Below are 17,198 nucleotides of genomic sequence, written 5' to 3' on the forward strand. Positions count from 1 at the left end.
ATTTTACACGAAGGGGTTTTCAGAAAATAAAAACACGAACAAATCTTTGTCCGCGTTTAATCTTCAATCACAATCTCTTTCTCATTAGAGTAATGGCGCATTATACCATTGTAAATGGAGGCTGCTATTTTATTTTGATAATCGTCACTTTGTAGTAAGGTCCGCTCGTTCTGATTAGATAGGAAGCCTACTTCTACAAGGACACCTGGTTTTTTTGAATGATCAAGAATATAGACATTTTCTAATTCCTTCGCCCGTCTTGTCGTATTTTCTAAGTTAGCGATGAGTTCATCTTGGATAAATTTAGCCGCTCGTGCATTTCCATCTATATGAGAAGCAAAAAAGGTTTGTGCTCCTCTCCATTTAGGAGAAGGGATCGAATTCAAATGTACACTTACGTAAAAATCAGCATCACTATGGTTAATCATATTTAAGCGCTTTTTCAAATCCTCTACTTTTCGCCTGCTATAGCCTTTAGTATCTTCTGCGGCTAAGTCCCTATCACCTTCTCGTGTCATCATCACCACGGCTCCTTGTTCTTGAAGGTAATCACGTAGCTTCAAAGAAACTTCTAGGGCAATATCTTTCTCCAAGACATTTCCATTATCTGCTCCACCATCCGGACCGCCATGACCAGGGTCAAGAAGGATAACCTTTCCGGATAAAGGAAGATTCCAAGCGTTCCAGGAATCATCTTCAGAAAAGTCATATTGCAAAATAAAGAATAAAATAGCCAGTCCAGTTAAAAAACCAATTACTTTTAATTTCTTCTTCACCGATTACCACTCCCCGCTCGTCCTCAAAATATATATATGGGACAAGGAGAATGATTAGAACGATTTAATGCAGTCTTAATTTATGCCTTTTTCGACCATTTTCAAACCCTTCCATCCACCAACTATAGATATACTGTTCACAACTGTAGATTAGGGATTCACTATAAGCCCCTTCTTCATTTTGCGCCCAATATAAGAAAAAATGATACAGAGTATTCGTAAAATGCGTAAGATCCCCTTTACATCTATGTTGTACAGTAGTAGCCGTCTCACCACTAGTACCAAAATGACTATAATGTGCGCCTAAAAGATACGCTTCGATCGCCATATCATAGCAAGCTTCCTCTATTCCCGCATGGTTCATTAAACCTGTTAACAAACGAGATGATCCGAATAAGTGCTTGACTTGTTCTTTCAGATCCTTTACTGAGATCTCCTTTAGCACTGATTTTTCATATTTTAACTGCTTCTCTCGCCGCTTATCTTCAAATGTTGTAATAAGTGTCACTTGTTTTCACCTCTATCTCTATTCTTTAACTTCCTGGATAGAGGCATACAAAAAGCAGCGGTGATTTCCGCTGCCAATTTTTCCACTATATTAATGTGCTACTTTTTCTAACTCTTCTCTAATTTCCTTCGAACGTGCAGCAGCATGTTGAACAGCTTCGGAAATCGCTTCTCCGCCGTGATGAGCTTTCAATGCTTCAACACCTGAATGAGTTGTACCATTAGGTGAGGTCACTCTCTCACGTAAAACAATCGGTGCTTCGCCTTTTTCCAGAACCATTTTTGCTGCTCCATAAATCGTTTGAGCAATAATTTTCCGTGCTTTTTTGGCCTCTAATCCTTGTTCTACACCCACCTTCTCCATCTCTTCCATTAGATAGTAGAAGTAGGCAGGGCCACTCCCTGCAAGACCTGTGAAAACATCCATCTGCTCTTCTTCAATGATAAATACTTCTCCCATGCAAGCAAGTAAATCTTTCACATCTCTTTCATGTCGCTTCTGTGTATAAGAACCGAGAGACATCGCTGTAGCCGATTCTTGAATCATACTAGATGTATTTGGCATCACCCGAATGACTTGCTGCTCATCATTTAGCTTCTCTTCCATATATGAAGTAGAAATACCTGCTAATACAGAAACAACCACTTGATCGGGTCTGATTTTATCTTTTAAAAAGGCAAGGGCTTCTTCTGCGCCATAAGGTTTCATTGCCATAATAAAATAATCAACCTCTTCATACGGTAAATCCTTTTGTAGCATCGTATGAACACCGTATCTTTCCTTTATTTCTGTCAACCGATCCCCATTGAATTTATTCGTTACATAAATTTGCTGTGCTGGTACCTTCTCCGCATGAATCATTCCTGAAATCATTGACTCCGCCATTGAACCTGCACCAAAAAAAGCCACTGTCTTATTCTCTAACATTTACACAAACACTCCTTAAAAGTTGTGTCTTCGTTTCCGTACTTTTTTCAACGTTATCTATCTTAACATGTCACTATTTAGAATCAAGGGTTAACGATTAAGTCATAAGCATATGAGCGAGATAGTGAAAGAAAGCGTTACCATTCAAATCCTGATGTCCTCTAACCTCGCTCAACGGTCTGTATGCAGGCTCAATCTTGAATATCGTGTTTTCATCTCTGTTGTAAAGTAAGGACAACCATCTGCACATACTTCAATAGTAGCTTCATGTTAAATTATTCTTTTATTTTTGGCGTCACAAAGCCACAAACAATGGAAAAGACGAAGTAAAACGGATGAGGAGAACTACTCAGATTTTATAACGATGATAGGTATAAGCCACATCATCCGAAAAGAACTGCTAAACATTTACGTTTCCACTAAGGAACGTCCAAATCTGTTTTGCGCTACTTATCCCTTTGCTTGTAACCATGTACCCCTTCACATTTTCAAACAGAGCGAATTCTCTAAAATTACCAACATCACAAAAAGATCTGCCCCCCACTCCCTTTAAATTATCGCCACCAACAAACACTGTACCGTAGATTAAATTATCGAAAAAATTTGATGATACATCACCAAAAAAAAGCTTTTCGCCACGATAAGTGACAAAAAGCTCTATATTAATCAACTAATCGACTAGAACGAGATTTCTCCGCTGTCTTCTTTAACCAAGGCGTTAATGGTTTTTTTAGTACAAGCCCTAAGATTAAAGAGGCTACGAAAAAGAGAAATAAGTATAGAAAACTCATCCAGACGACATGAGGGACAATGCCTCCAACCGCTTCTCTCAGAATATTAATCGCATGTGTAAATGGTAAGAATGGATTAATCGCTTGGAAAAATGCTGGTGCAACTTGAATCGGGAAAGTACCGCCTGCACCTGATAATTGCAATACCATGAGTATAATCGCTAACGCCTTACCAATATTGCCAAAGATTGAGACAATCGTATAGACCATTGTCATAAACATCATCGCAATAATGACAGTAAATATCACAAACCAAACCGGGTTTGCTGCGTAAGTTCCAAGAATCAGAAGATCACCAACACTCACAATTAACCCTTGTAGAAAGCCAACGATTAAAAAGAGTACAAGCCTGCCAAGGTAAACATGACGAATAGAATACTCCTCTTTCATATCTTTTGGGTGGACATCTGTTTTTAATAAGTTCGCTAATAACAGTGCACCTACCCATAAACATAACACGGTATAAAAGGGTGTATTCGCTGAACCGTAATTCGGGATTGGATATAATTGATCCTCAACAAGCTTTACCGGCTCTTTAAAGAATTCACTTTCTTTTTGAATATCATTTTTTAATAACGCAATGATTTCTCCCAAATCATTATTTGCCTTAAAATCTCGAATATCATCGGCTGCTTTATGGACCGAATCCTCAAGCGCAGGAAGATTCCCTTGAATGAACGCGGTAACTTCAGAAAGTCCTTTTTCCACCTCAGGAAGGTTTTCATTCACTAAGCCCGCTATTCGCGAGAATTCTGACTCAATTTTAGGGAGGTCATTACGGACAAAGTTACTTGCTTGATGAACTTTTTCTTCCACACCTGGGAGGTCATTTCGAATAAAGTCGCTTGCCTTATGAACGGCATCAACTGCTTTGGGTAAATCCGTCTCAATTTTTGCAACGATTTCACCTATTTTCTCCTCGATTGCCGGTAAGTCAGCAATGATTTGATTGAGCTGTGCTTCACCTGTCTCAGCAATTCCTTCTGCATTTGTCAGCACTTCTTCTATATTCGGCATGTCTTGTTGAATTTTCTCTAAATCGCCCGCAGCTTTTTGTGCTGTCTCATTCAATTGTTGCATGCCATTTAAGATCTCTTGCTTTCCACCATTGTTCATAAAACCAACAAGTCTACCCGCTTGAGCGGCGGTATCTTGAGCCTGTTTCCTAAGTACTTGGATTTGCTCTTTTGATAACTCACCTGAGCCCGCTTGTGCTAGGGAATCATTAAGTGCTGTTAACTGCTGTGATAATTGTGTTAATGAATCAATCACAGTTGTAAATTGACCGTTTTGATTTAACGCCGTAAACATATCAATCGCATGATTAACTGATGTAATATTTGTCTGCAATTGTTGCTGTAAATCTTTAATCGTTTGATTGACCGAATTGTTCATTTGGTCATTTTCGAGTTGTTTAAGTACTTGGTCAATGGAATTGGCCGTATTTTCAATGATAACTGCATTTTGAGTAATAACATCTAATATGGGCTCAATTGCCCCTTCATTTGCTGATAAAAAGCTATTTAGACTTTTAACATATTCTTCAGCATCAGCTGCCATTTGATTGGCCTTCGGTAAAGCTTCCTGCACACGATCAATCACCTCTTGCGCTGTTTGCACACCTTTCAACGCTCGATTTAACTGATCTGATACTTCTCCAAACTGCTGACTTGCTTCTGATAATCGCTCTGCTGCCTCTTCAATTTCTGGTAACCGCTCTTCTAATGTCAATACTTGATCACCTAATTGATTAATGAGCGGAAGCTTTTCTTCTAATGTGAGTATTTGCTGTGCCCCTTGATTTAATTCAGGAAATTTCTCTTCCAAGGCAATTACTTTTGTGATCGTTTCCTTCATTCCTGGCCAGTCTTCATTTAACGTGACAATCTTTTCACCTAGTTCATTTAACTCCGGAAATCGTTCTTCTAATGCAAATATATTATTCTCCACTTTAAGAATGGTCGGTAGTTCTTCCTCTAACTTAATACCGATATTGTTAAATTCCGTGAATAGGGCTTTTGATGCTTCGGCTAAGAAATTCTCACTGATCTGTTCAACTAATGCGGAAGCGCCTGCAGATGTCATCTTTGGTGCAATCGCATTTAATTTTTCATTTACCTCATACCTGACTTCCGGTGCCTCTGGTTCACCATCCACCACACTTGTTAATTGTTTCGAAAAATCCTCGTCAATATAGACCGCAGCATAATAATCACCATCTCTTACTCCTTCTTCAGCTACCTGCCTATTCACAAAGGTCCAACCCATTTGATCATTATCTTTTAATTGATCAACGAGCTCTTGGCCTATATTCATTTCTTTCCCTTCAAGCTCTGTGCCACTATCTTCATTGACAATTGCTACCTTAATTTGACTCGTCTCGCTATATGGATCCCACGATGCAGCAATATTAAACCATGCATACAATGACGGCAAAAAGGCTAATCCGATTAGTAGCAACGCAACTAACGGTACCCTGCGTAAATTCCTAAGATCCTGCCTGACAATGCTGAAAATCTGCTTCAATCTTCCACCTTCCTTATTCATGATGGGCCTTCTAATAACAGAAAACCCCAATTCAATACCTATAAGAATACAACATCCTTTTGGAAGTTTCCATTTAAAAGTCACTGGAAATTTAAAATTAAAAATTAATGGTTGCTTATCGAGAAAACGTCGCTTTAAAAAGGGGCAATAATCGGTACGTAAATATTATTAAAGGAAGAAAAGCATATAAAGACTTTTTACCAACGCCAGATGAAAGCATTTGACATTTAAGAAACCACTCCTAACAAATTAATGATACGATTGAAATTGGATTTAAAAATAGAGAGTGGGTTTCTTTTTGTAAATGTCACATCAATCAGTGGTTGGGATAATGATATCAGATGCATCCGAATGATTAGGGTTCTTTACCTTCTATTAGTTTGGATTATTTTATATGGTTTTTATACTCATTTTAAAAGAATAGTGGAATTAACCCTATTATATTATCCAATGTTGCATGCTGCAGCAGAAAAATATACACAAGTCGTACCCTTGCCCTATAAACATCACTTGCTTTGGACTCTGTTAAGCCACGGAATCCTTCGGCTCATATTTTAAAAAATATATTCAAGGAATAAAGTAAAAGTGGAACTGAATGGACTATATCTATCTAATCGCATATTCGAAAAGTATGCCAATGTAATACAGGCATTTTGGGGAATCTATTTAAAATGAGGAGGGTGGATAGGTCATATCTCGTGTCAATTTACCGGTAAATCACGCTTAACCGCCTTATATTTGGGCTAAGGCGGTTAATTTTTATATCCATTCTTATCAAATACTTAATGGGATAAATCTTTCTTTATTCTTCATCTTTTACTTTATTAAATATTGCTTCTGGAATCATTTCAAAGCCTTCTATCACTGTGTTTTCCTCCACTTCAATCATTAGACAAAGCTTGCCATCCACATGCATTTGACGGACATAGCGCAAATCCTGCGGGCAAACAGAAATATCTGCTACTTTTGTTTTGATTTTAATTGACTTAGACGTATACTTCGGCACAATACTGGTTGCTTTCAGCTCATAATTTTCATCGTCAATTACCTTTTTGAAAGCTGATTCTACCTTTTGGCGATCGACATCCTGCACACCGCTAGTCGTTAGAACCTTCTCCACATCGCGATAGTCCAGTTTCGGGGCATCAGGCTCTTCATTCTCTTCCACCACTCGTTGGATTTCATCGAATACATTGGCAAGTATCGACGTATTAATCTGGTTGCCTGCAACATCCTTTACAATTTCCTCAAACACAATCTTATCGTCTTGTGCTGTCATAGCTTCTTCAGCATTTAATACTTCTTCAATGAAATGATAATCCAGCTCATAGGCTTTTCCTGCTGAATAGAGTACATGATTCACATCTGCAGCATGATCAGTAAAGCTAGGAAATAGAAATCCGCCAACTGGTACTTTCAAATTGATAACAGGATCTACGACAAAGTGATACTTGAATTCTTTCTCCACATAGTCAAACAGTAGCTCCTTTTTGGGATCTATCGTCTTGTTAATACTACATAAGATAAAAGGATTGGCGTAAACCGCATCTCGGCTGCTTTCTTCGGTCTCTTCGTTACTCCGCTTCGTAGGCTTTAAATATTCACCATGTATAAACGTAACAACAATATCCATTTCGTACTGTTTATCCTTCAACATCTTTTCCACAAGATCCAACATATGCTCTTTCCATTCATCCGTATCATTCGTAAGTATCGCTTGATGAAGTATCAGTTGGCTACTATTCTCTATATTTCGCTGGAATTTCAATTCAAACAACTTCTGATCCAACTGGCCTGTCAGTACTTTTTTAAAATTGGTTAAGAAAAGGTCCTGCTGTTCTTGTTCAAGCATTTCAAATGGCGTGCTTTGATGGTGATAAACTTCACTAGATTCTTTCATTATATAAACATTAAAAATATCTTTAATCTTTAATAAATCATTATTCATCTTAAATTGTTTTTTAAAGTCAGCTATATCTTTTTTATTCAAAAATGGATTCTCCCTTAATTCATTATGCAAACCATGGATCAATCAACTGAATTTTATCTTTTCATTTTAACATAATTAAATGGGCTAATGGATGACTTAACTCCATAGATTGTTTCCAAACGAATATCAATTAAAATTAGTTTGTGAAAATGTGCACAAGTGGTTATACTAGAACTATAAACCGATTGTGAAGCATTGAACATGATGAAGAATTAAAAAGTGGTCCATGAGGAAAATAGCCGAACAAGCTTGTAATAGAAGAAACTACTTTTCTTGCCACTTTTAATGTTTATCTATATATTTGACCGACGCCATATGCGCCTGAGATAGTATGATAATTTCTTTAATCAATTCTTCTTTTGATATCTGAAAGCCTGTATTAATCCAATTGGCTAATAAACCGTAAAATCCATATGCTGTGTAGCGCTTAAAGTAATCCATATTAACCGGGAGATCATTAATTGTTTTAAATTCAAACTTCTCCTGATATATCGTAAGTATTGTTTGTGGAAACCTCGTATGCAGTTCGGGAATGGTGTCGACGTAGTTGATTAAATCATAAAATTCCCGATTGTTATAAATGGATGAGATAATATGAAAATACCTATTATCCAATAGGTTTGTACTAACCTCTCTCTTAAGTTTAAACGGCCTCTCAAAAGATTCCTCTAACGCCGCTAGATTGGTGGACAAGAGGTCATCGGCTAATTCAAATTTATCTTTATAGTGAACATAGAACGTACTTCGATTATACTTTGCATACTGCACGATATCTTTGACAGAAACAGAATGGAAGCCCTTTTCTTTCGTTAAGGCAATCAGAGCCTGTTGAAGGTGCATCTTCGTCCGATCTCTTCTTGGGGTAGACCAATTGTTTTGCATTCGCTCCTTCTCCTTATGCAACAAAATTTTGCTGATGTATAGACAATTATACCTAATATGTCTAAGGAATACACAATTACAATTTTATTGCTGATTGAACCTATTCATCATCGTATTATAATTTATTTGTAAACACTTTCAATTAAGTGTATTGACACATTCATTATAATAGGGGGAAGAAACATGAGCAAACTACAAGATAAAGTAGCTGTTATTACTGGGGGAGTATCTGGTATCGGTGCTGCAACTGCAAAATTATTTGCTTCAGAAGGGGCAAAATTAGTCCTTGTTGATATGAACGAAGAAAAAGGTGCTAGTTTTGAAGCTGAATTAAAATCACAAGGTGCAGAAGCGGTTTTCCTTAAAGCTGATGTAACAAGTGAAGTAGAAGTTAAAAATATCTTTACTACAGCATTAGATACTTTCGGTAAAGTAGATATTTTATTTAATAATGCGGGAATTGGCGCGGTAAAACCAACTGAAGAGTTAAGCTATGCAGAGTGGAGAAAAACAGTAGAAGTGGACTTAGATGGGGTATTCTTAGTTGCACAAGCTGCTATTAAAGAATTCTTAAAAACAGGAAGCGGTGTGATTGTCAATACAGCTTCTATGTATGGTTGGGTTGGCTCACCTGGAAGTGCGGCATATAACGCTGCCAAAGCAGGTGTCGTGAACTTAACTCGTTCGCTTGGCTTAGAGTATGCAGCACGAAATATCCGTGTAAATGCACTTTGCCCAGGGTTTATCGATACACCAATTCTTGGAGAAACAGATAGACAAGGTTTAACTGCTGCTACACCAATGAATCGTTTAGGTAAACCAGAAGAAATGGCAAAAGCAGTATTATTTATGGCTAGCGATGATTCTTCTTTCATGACTGGTAACAGCCTAATCATTGATGGTGGATACACAGCACAATAATTATAAATAAAGTAAGGAACCCATTTTGACTTATGGTCAGAATGGGTTCTTTTAAGAGGATGCAGTGACAGAAATATCCATATTTTAAGCAGTCATCTACTTTAACAGCTATGAACAATTAATTTTACCTAGGCTTGTTTATTCCCAATAACATTTTTTTATCTCAATTCGCTTGAGTCAATGTTTCAAGCACAATCTCGGTTGCTTCTCCAATCAATTGATCATCATATTCGGCTTCTTTTTCCTGCTTATTCGACAATATGGCAATCACAATTGGTTCATCATTAGGTGGCCATACAATCGCGATATCATTCCTTGTGCCATATGATGCGGCACCACTTTTATCACCAACAATCCAATCTGTCGGTACTCCTGATTTAATTAAGGTATCACCAGTTGTATTTCCTTTGAACCACTCCTGAAAAATTTCTCTTTTTTCTTCCGATAATTCATCCGTTAATCCAAGCATTCTTAAATTTGTCGCCAATGCTTTAGGGGTACTAGTATCTCTCGTATCCCCAGGAGTTGCTTCATTTAATTCTGTCTCCAACCGGTCCATCTCTGTCACATCATCACCAATTGCTCTTAATGCTTTCTCAAGCTGATCTGGTCCACCTAATTCTGCAAACAATAAATTTCCCGCTGTATTATCGCTATACTGCATAGCTGCTTTCGCAATCTCCCTTAATGTCATTCCTTCATCGACATATTTTTCTGTAATCGGTGAATAGGTAACAAGGTCTTCTTTTGTGTACATTCTTTTTCCATCTAAGATTGATATCGGGTTTTCCTTTAATAAAACGGCACCCGCTAACGCCTTAAATGTCGAGGCATACGCAAACCGTTCGTCTTCTTGATAGGCAACCGTTTCTTCATTACCCGTATCAATAGCGTATACACCTAATTTAGCACCATACTTTTCTTCTAACTGAGCAAACTTGGCAGACGACACATCCTCTGCCTTCACTTCCCCACCATTCACTTCATTTTCTTTAGAACAACCGACGAGTAATAACATAGCTACAAATAAACCAACAATCATTTTTTTCATCTATAAACCACTCCCTAAAATTTAATATCAGATTACATTTGTAGTCTGATTACATCTGTAGTACAATATTACATATGTAATCGTAATTGTCAAACTTTTTTTATAAAAAAGGAGGTGGGCGAGATCTTTATAAGCTTCTTTCTCAACGGGTTGATCATTTCCACTTTTTCAATCCTTACCATCCTACTTATACGTAATTGGATGAAAAACCAAATGAAAGCACAATCACTTAACCACTTGTGGATATTGCTTTTCCTAACACTGCTCATTCCTTTATGCCCTATACCATTACCTTCTTTGTTTTCCGCACAACCGCAAATGCCGGAATTACAAAAGGAAGGGACAACTTTAGCAAGTGAAGAAAACCAAGGTGTAATGACAAACGAATTTATTAAAGATTTCTCTGTTTCGGTTCAAAGGATTGATTTTTCTTTCTTAAATGTACCACTCATGATTCTATGGCTACTCGGCGTGTTTGTGTTACTATCTTTACTTTTGATTAGCTTTTTCGCACTTAAAAGGTTAAAGGCTCAAACACTACCAGTTGAAGACCCAAATATTGAAGCTCTTTTTCTATCATGCAAAAAAAGACTAGGAATTAAAAGGACTATCGATGTCCGCTATTCAACCGAGACTCACTCACCACTCATTTTTGGCCTTTTTCATAGTGTCGTTGTCATCCCCAAAAAAGAGCAAAGCTGGTTAACCATGACGGACTATGAAAATATCTTCCTACATGAGTTAAGTCATTATAAAAATAAAGATTTACTTACAAACTATGTGATGATTTTCTTCCAGGTCATATACTGGTTCAACCCGCTCATCTGGATTGCCTCAAAAAGAATGAAAGCCGATAGAGAAATGGCTTGTGATGAGGCAGTTTTACAGTTACTCTATCATGACAAAGCTGTCGTTGGTTATGGGCATACAATGATTAATTTCGCATCTACAATGCAAAGGAAGCTACCACTAACCGCAGAATTCACGAGTGGCAAACGACAAATGAAAGAACGAATCGAGCGTATTGCTGCTTTTCGTACAAAAAAAGCATACTCAATTAAAAAAACAGTATGCTTCTATGCTTTAACTCTTTTTATCTTAATTGCTCAACTACCTTTCGTAGCTGCACTCGAAATCGGAGCAGAAGAGACATATGACTTTCAAAACGAGAGCATCATCGAGCGAAATCTCTCACCCTTCTTTCAAGGATTTGAAGGAAGTTTCGTCCTTTATGATGAAGCGAAAAATCAATACGTCCTTCATAACCGCGAGAAAAGTATGAAGCGGATCTCACCTGATTCTACTTATAAAATCTATAGTGCTTTATTTGCATTAGATGCAGGGTACATTACGGAGGAAGCTTCCACCCTTTCATGGGATGGCAGAAACCAACCTTTTACGGCTTGGAATCAAGATCACAACTTAACTTCTGCTCTACAAAACTCAGTAAATTGGTATTTCCAACGCTTGGATACAATGACTGGTGAGGAAGGGTTACAAACAAAACTTCAACGTATACATTATGGCAATGCCGATACTTCGGGAGGCGCAAAGGACTTTTGGAATGAATCGTCCTTGAAGATTTCACCAGTTGAACAAGTCGAGCTCTTGCAATCTTTTTATCATCATCAATTAGGGTTTAAAAAGGAGCATACAGCCAAGGTGCAAGATGCACTATTAATTGAAAGCCACACAGGTTACCGCTTATATGGAAAAACAGGCACAGGAACCATTAATGGTCTAAACAAAAACGGTTGGTTTATAGGTTACGTCGATACAAAGCAAACTACCTACTTCTTTGCCACAAATATTCAAGACGAAGGAGAACCAGATGGGCAAAAGGCAATACAAATCACGAGAGATATTTTGAAAGAATTAGGGATTTACGAAAGCAAGGAGGCACAATAATGGGGGAAACATTACCGAATATCTCAGAATCCGAATGGGCCATCATGAATGTCCTTTGGGATCACTCACCGCGAACAGCTAACGATATCATCCAATCATTACAAAAGCACACTGATTGGAAACCAAAGACCATCAGAACACTGCTTGACCGTCTCGTCCAAAAGTCCGTCGTAGCTGTCGACAAGAGCCAAAAAGTGTACACCTTTTCCCCACTCTACTCCCAAGAAGAGTGCCAAAAGGCAGAAACACAATCATTCATCCAACGCATCTACGGCGGCACACTCAAATCCATGCTCGTCCACTTTATCCAAGATGAAAAACTATCAGACAAAGACATCAAGGAACTGCGTTCGATATTGAATGAGAAGCCTGAAGGGAAGGAATAGGGAAGGATGAAGACACTAGAAACCCGTCCTACAATTTTGGCGTTTCTGGTGTCTTTTATTTTCAAATACGCCATGATAATAATAGTGTCTGAATGATTATTAGCCGCATTAAACAGTTAAGATGATGGAAATAATTTAAAAGGAGACTTACTGTTTTGGAAGCAAAGTCTATTAAGTTCTATGAATTTGGTAATCCCGAAGACGTACTAAAAATTGAATATAAAAGTGTCCACACTCCTAAGGATAATGAAGTGCTTGTCCGTATGATAGCAAGACCAATGAACCCTTCTGATTAAATTCCCATTAAAGGTGCATATTCTCACCGTATTCCGTTACCTAATATTCCTGGTTATGAGGGCGTAGGTATTGTAGAGGAGGTTGGTCCATTAGTATCTCAAGACCTTATTGGTAAGCGTGTCTTACCTTTACGAGGTGAAGGTACTTGGCAGGAGTTTGTGAAAACAACAGCAGACTTTACCGTGCCGATACCGGATTCTATTGATGACTTTACAGCTGCTCAGATGTATATAAACCCAATAACAGCCTGGGTGATATGTGTGGAAGAATTAAAATTAAGGCCAAATGATGTCTTATTGGTAAACGCATGTGGTTCTTCTATTGGGCATATTTTTGCTCAATTATCTAAAGTAATAGGCTTCCGGTTAATAGCTGTAACAAGAAATGAGAAATACACAAAAGATTTACTAAGCCTCGGTGCTTCTTATGTTATTAACACCTCTGTCAATCCATTGCATGAAACAGTGATGGAATTAACCAATGGACTCGGAGCCAAAGCAGCCATTGATTCTATAGGAGGTCCCTCAGGCACTAATTTAGCATTTAGCGTTCACCCGACTGGAACCTTTTTAACTATAGGACTATTATCAGGAATTCAAGTAGACTGGGCACAAATCATAAATAAGGCAAAAGTAAACGCCAAAATATTTCATTTACGACATTGGAATAATAGAGTTTCGATAAGTACTTGGCAAGAAACATTTAATCAACTGATAACCTTAATCACTAATAAAAAGATAAAACTCCAGAATGCAGATGCTCAATTCGACTTGATCAAAGTAAAAGAAGCAGTCAATTTTGTAGAGTCTTATCGATATCGGAAAGGAAAGGTTTTTCTAACCAACTGATAAGTATTGAACCTAAAAAAGAGTCGGATGAACAACAACGTTCATTCGACTCTTTTCATTATGACAATGCACTTGAAGGACTACTTGTATTTTTATTATTTCTCATATGTTGAATAAGTCCCAATATAATCAATACGACAAAGCCACTAATAGATACCAATAAATTGTTTGGATAAGCCATCGCAATGCCAGAAGCGAATAGTATGATTCTTTCTATTATATTCATCTTCGCGACAAAGAAATTCATTAAGGATGCACTGATGGCAACCATTCCCAAAACAGCTGTTATCAATACTGGTAATAAACTACCCCACGTCCAATCACCCTGTAACAATAATACCGGATTAGACACGAAGACGTATGGAATAATGAATGCCGCTATCGATAGCTTGAAGGCGACCACACCCGCTTTCATCGGATTGGCTTTTGCTATTCCTGCACCCGCGTATGCAGCTAAACATACAGGTGGCGTAATATCAGCAACGATACCAAAATAGAAAACAAAGAAATGAGCTGCAATCAATGGTACATCAAATGACATAAGAGCTGGTGCTGCTAATGCTGCTGTAACCACATAGTTAGCGGTTGTTGGTAAACCCATACCTAGCAATAAGCAAGCAATCATCGTGAAAAATAATGTAAGGAAGAAGCTCCCTCCAGAAAGTTCAATTATACCTCCCGTAATCTTTCCTCCGAGCCCTGTCATCGTAACAATCCCCGCAATGATACCTGCAGTAGCACATGCCGCAATAACTGGCAGAGCCACGCGTGCACCTTGTTCTAAAACATCCAAAATCGCTTTAGGACTCATTCTTGTATCTTTCCTAAATAAGCTGACAATAAAGGCTGTCGCAATTCCCCATAGAGCAGCAGTGTTCGCAGTATAACCTAAATATAGTAAACCAATGATTACGAATAAAGGAGCTAGGAGATCTAATCTTTTAGCAATCCCTTTAAATGGTGGCAATTGGTCTTTAGGCAACCCATGAATACCTTGTTTTTTTGCTTCAAAGTGAGCCCCTAAAAATACGCCTAAAAAATATAAAATAGCAGGAATTAATGCAATAATGATAATTTCTTTATAAGCTGTTCCCGTATTACTCGCCATAATAAAAGCTGCTGCTCCCATAACTGGCGGCATAATTTGCCCACCCGTCGACGCTGATGCCTCAGTCGCAGCGGCAAATTCCGGCTTAAACCCTGCCCGCTTCATCATCGGAATGGTAAAAGACCCCGAACTCACTGTATTTGCAACAGAAGAACCCGTCACCATTCCTTGTAATCCACTTGCTGCTACAGCTGCCTTGGCTGTTCCTCCTGTCATCCTACCAGTTGCACTAAAAGCTAAGTCATTAAAGAATTTCCCAATGCCCGTTTTAGTCAACATCACACCAAAAAATAAGAACAGAAAAATGAACGTAGAGGAAATTCTTAGCGGTGTGCCAAATATAGCCTCTGTATTAAAAAACATACTTGTCATCAATCGATCAAAGGTAAAACCCGAATGTTGAAATGCTTGGATAGGAAACACATATCCCAATAGGCCATACAGTAAGGCGACAATGGCAATAATAACAATCGGTAAACCTACCGCTCGGCGAGTTGCTTCTAATACTAATACAACACCTAAAGTGGCAACAATAATATCAAGCGTAGAATATCCTAAAATTTTGACTTGATTACTAATTAAACGTTCATATTCAAACACGATATAAAAATTAACAGTTAAACTTAATAAAGCCAGTACTCCATCATACCAAGGGACTCCTTTCTTTTTGACCATTGAACTTTTGAAAGGATATAAGATAAAAATAATGGAGAGCCCACCTGCTAAATGAACCGCCCCTTGAATTAAAGTGACATAAGGGCCCTTTAGCGCTGTATACAGTTGGAATAAAGTTAAGGAGATTGCCAGAATCGTAACAATCCACGCCCACTTATGTAAGTTCGTTCGAAAGTTTGATTCTTTATCATATTTTTTTAATATGTCTTCAGAATCATTAACTGTTACTTGAGACATAATCATTCACCGCCTTCGAAAGAATAAAAAGGCTGGACAGCATGATGTCCAGCCCCCTTTACACATGTTCTTTTAATCCATATAGCCTTTTTCTTTAAAGTATTTCTCTGCACCTGGATGAATGGGTAAACCTTCTGAACCATTCATGATATTTTCAGGGTCCAAAAACGTCCCTTGCGGATGCGTAATGTCACCTACATTTTCATATAGTCCCTTAACAATTTCATAACCAAGTTCTTCTGAGATCTGGTCAGTAGACCCTACTAAAATCGCATAAGCAGTAATAGCTGTGACTGGCTCTTCAAGAAAGTCGTAAGAATCAGCAGGAATCTCAATTTCTCCATATCCAGACGTCTCTAGAATCGTTTCTAGTGGTTTTCCTTCCACTGGTAAGAGAACAACATCACGCTGAAATGATAATTCATCTATGCTACTAGCAGGTAAACCAAGTAAGCCAAATGATGCATCTAATTGACCATCTTGAATTTTAGCCGCTGCATCCCCAAATCCTTCTTCATATGCTTCATAGTCACCATCTTGTAAACCATAAGCCTCTAAAATGATTTTAGCTGCAGCTTGTGTTCCACTTCCCGCTGGTCCGATAGCTACTTTTTTCCCTTTTAACTCCTCAATGGAAGTAATTCCTGTATCTTCAGTCGTGATAATTTGCATAACCTCAGGATAAATATGTCCCATAAATCCAAAGTTATCTACTTTTGCTCCTTCAAATTCACCTGTACCCTCAGCCGCTTCTAATGCTGGGATGTGAACCGTCATACCTAGCTGCATTGTACCTTGAAAAATGCCGCCAATATTTTCAACAGATGCACCTGAAGCAACAGCACTGACATTAAATCCATCTGCTTCCACGTGGTTATTCATCACCTGTGCCATTTCTTGGCCAAGTGGATAATATGTCCCACCTGTACTACCTGTTCCCATTTGCAAATCTGTTAATGCTTCTGTTTCTTCACCTGAAGCACTATCATTAGAATCGCCTGAATTCCCACAGGCACCTAAGAAAATGACTAAAGCAGAAAGCAAAGCGATCCATAACCATTTCATATTTTTTTTCACAAAAGAAGCCCCCTTCTCTTTCTAGTTATTTAGTCTCTCTATCGACTCCCCTATTATTTAAGCAAATATCACACAATTTGTCAAAGTATTTAGAAATATTACAATAATAATTAATTTATGTTAATTTATACTTGTTTATTACCTAAAATTCACAAATGATGAGAAATGATGAATGACTCTTTAAAGGTGATGAACTAGAAGATAAGTTAAAGAAGGACCCTATGACACATTAGAAATTTTCTATAACTTGACTTAATAGTAACTTCATA

Annotated in this window: 12 protein-coding genes and 1 pseudogene; 4 read left to right on the top strand and 9 right to left on the bottom strand. The window is 37.9% G+C overall.

Annotated elements, in window-relative coordinates:
- Window positions 1-56: 56 nt before the first annotated feature.
- The 6 genes from cwlD to MKX29_RS07945 form a co-directional block, all read right to left on the bottom strand.
- Entirely contained in the window at window positions 57-776 is a 720-nt protein-coding gene (gene cwlD / locus MKX29_RS07920; protein WP_341104964.1) for an N-acetylmuramoyl-L-alanine amidase CwlD, read from the bottom strand.
- A 64-nt stretch (window positions 777-840) separates the two neighbouring features.
- Complete coding sequence (locus tag MKX29_RS07925) at window positions 841-1,284, bottom strand: DUF2521 family protein (RefSeq protein WP_224938744.1); 444 nt, start codon at window positions 1,282-1,284, stop codon at window positions 841-843.
- 90 nt (window positions 1,285-1,374) lie between these two features.
- The gene (gene proC, locus MKX29_RS07930; RefSeq protein ID WP_095371082.1) at window positions 1,375-2,211 is read right to left on the bottom strand and encodes a pyrroline-5-carboxylate reductase; all 837 of its coding nucleotides are present in this window, start codon (window positions 2,209-2,211) and stop codon (window positions 1,375-1,377) included.
- A 662-nt stretch (window positions 2,212-2,873) separates the two neighbouring features.
- Complete coding sequence (locus MKX29_RS07935) at window positions 2,874-5,549, bottom strand: YhgE/Pip domain-containing protein (protein WP_341104967.1); 2,676 nt, start codon at window positions 5,547-5,549, stop codon at window positions 2,874-2,876.
- 802 nt (window positions 5,550-6,351) lie between these two features.
- Window positions 6,352-7,539, bottom strand: a complete 1,188-nt coding sequence (locus MKX29_RS07940; RefSeq protein ID WP_224938742.1) for a DUF4317 domain-containing protein — start codon at window positions 7,537-7,539, stop codon at window positions 6,352-6,354.
- 282 nt (window positions 7,540-7,821) lie between these two features.
- A complete protein-coding gene (locus tag MKX29_RS07945; RefSeq protein ID WP_095371086.1) occupies window positions 7,822-8,421 on the bottom strand; it encodes a TetR/AcrR family transcriptional regulator in 600 nt (199 codons plus the stop codon).
- 183 nt (window positions 8,422-8,604) lie between these two features.
- Here MKX29_RS07945 and MKX29_RS07950 point away from each other — a divergent pair, with 183 nt between their 5' ends.
- Window positions 8,605-9,342 carry an SDR family NAD(P)-dependent oxidoreductase gene (locus MKX29_RS07950; RefSeq protein WP_289432581.1) on the top strand — a complete coding sequence of 246 codons (738 nt, stop codon included), beginning with the start codon at window positions 8,605-8,607 and terminating at the stop codon, window positions 9,340-9,342.
- 163 nt (window positions 9,343-9,505) lie between these two features.
- Here MKX29_RS07950 and bla read toward each other — a convergent pair whose 3' ends face one another.
- Window positions 9,506-10,393 (bottom strand): class A beta-lactamase, encoded by an 888-nt coding sequence (gene bla, locus MKX29_RS07955; RefSeq protein WP_341104971.1) that lies wholly within the window; start codon window positions 10,391-10,393, stop codon window positions 9,506-9,508.
- Window positions 10,394-10,507: 114 nt separating this feature from the next.
- Here bla and MKX29_RS07960 point away from each other — a divergent pair, with 114 nt between their 5' ends.
- From MKX29_RS07960 to MKX29_RS07970, 3 genes and pseudogenes are all read left to right on the top strand, one after another.
- Window positions 10,508-12,301: a BlaR1 family beta-lactam sensor/signal transducer gene (locus MKX29_RS07960; protein WP_341104973.1), complete on the top strand. Its 1,794-nt coding sequence runs from the start codon at window positions 10,508-10,510 to the stop codon at window positions 12,299-12,301.
- Window positions 12,301-12,687: a penicillinase repressor BlaI gene (blaI, locus tag MKX29_RS07965; protein WP_224938738.1), complete on the top strand. Its 387-nt coding sequence runs from the start codon at window positions 12,301-12,303 to the stop codon at window positions 12,685-12,687. The genes MKX29_RS07960 and blaI overlap by 1 nt, the downstream gene beginning before the upstream one ends.
- Before the next feature lie 155 nt (window positions 12,688-12,842).
- Window positions 12,843-13,832 (top strand): annotated as a pseudogene (locus MKX29_RS07970) (zinc-dependent alcohol dehydrogenase family protein).
- Window positions 13,833-13,890: 58 nt separating this feature from the next.
- Here the strand turns inward: MKX29_RS07970 and MKX29_RS07975 are convergent.
- Window positions 13,891-15,852 carry a TRAP transporter permease gene (locus MKX29_RS07975; protein ID WP_341104975.1) on the bottom strand — a complete coding sequence of 654 codons (1,962 nt, stop codon included), beginning with the start codon at window positions 15,850-15,852 and terminating at the stop codon, window positions 13,891-13,893.
- Window positions 15,853-15,924: 72 nt separating this feature from the next.
- Entirely contained in the window at window positions 15,925-16,929 is a 1,005-nt protein-coding gene (locus MKX29_RS07980) for a TAXI family TRAP transporter solute-binding subunit (protein ID WP_224938735.1), read from the bottom strand.
- Window positions 16,930-17,198 lie beyond the last annotated feature (269 nt).

The organism is Cytobacillus sp. FSL R7-0696 (genome assembly GCF_038006865.1).
Classification (GTDB): Bacteria; Bacillota; Bacilli; order Bacillales; family Cytobacillaceae; genus Cytobacillus; species Cytobacillus kochii.

Bases quoted from the DNA above. Each gene is read 5' to 3' on its own strand.
- bla (WP_341104971.1), bottom strand. From the start codon at position 10,393: ATGAAAAAAATGATTGTTGGTTTATTTGTAGCTATGTTATTACTCGTC.
- MKX29_RS07935 (WP_341104967.1), bottom strand. From the start codon at position 5,549: ATGAATAAGGAAGGTGGAAGATTGAAGCAGATTTTCAGCATTGTCAGG.
- blaI (WP_224938738.1), top strand. From the start codon at position 12,301: ATGGGGGAAACATTACCGAATATCTCAGAATCCGAATGGGCCATCATG.
- MKX29_RS07975 (WP_341104975.1), bottom strand. From the start codon at position 15,852: ATGTCTCAAGTAACAGTTAATGATTCTGAAGACATATTAAAAAAATAT.
- MKX29_RS07950 (WP_289432581.1), top strand. From the start codon at position 8,605: ATGAGCAAACTACAAGATAAAGTAGCTGTTATTACTGGGGGAGTATCT.
- MKX29_RS07945 (WP_095371086.1), bottom strand. From the start codon at position 8,421: ATGCAAAACAATTGGTCTACCCCAAGAAGAGATCGGACGAAGATGCAC.
- proC (WP_095371082.1), bottom strand. From the start codon at position 2,211: ATGTTAGAGAATAAGACAGTGGCTTTTTTTGGTGCAGGTTCAATGGCG.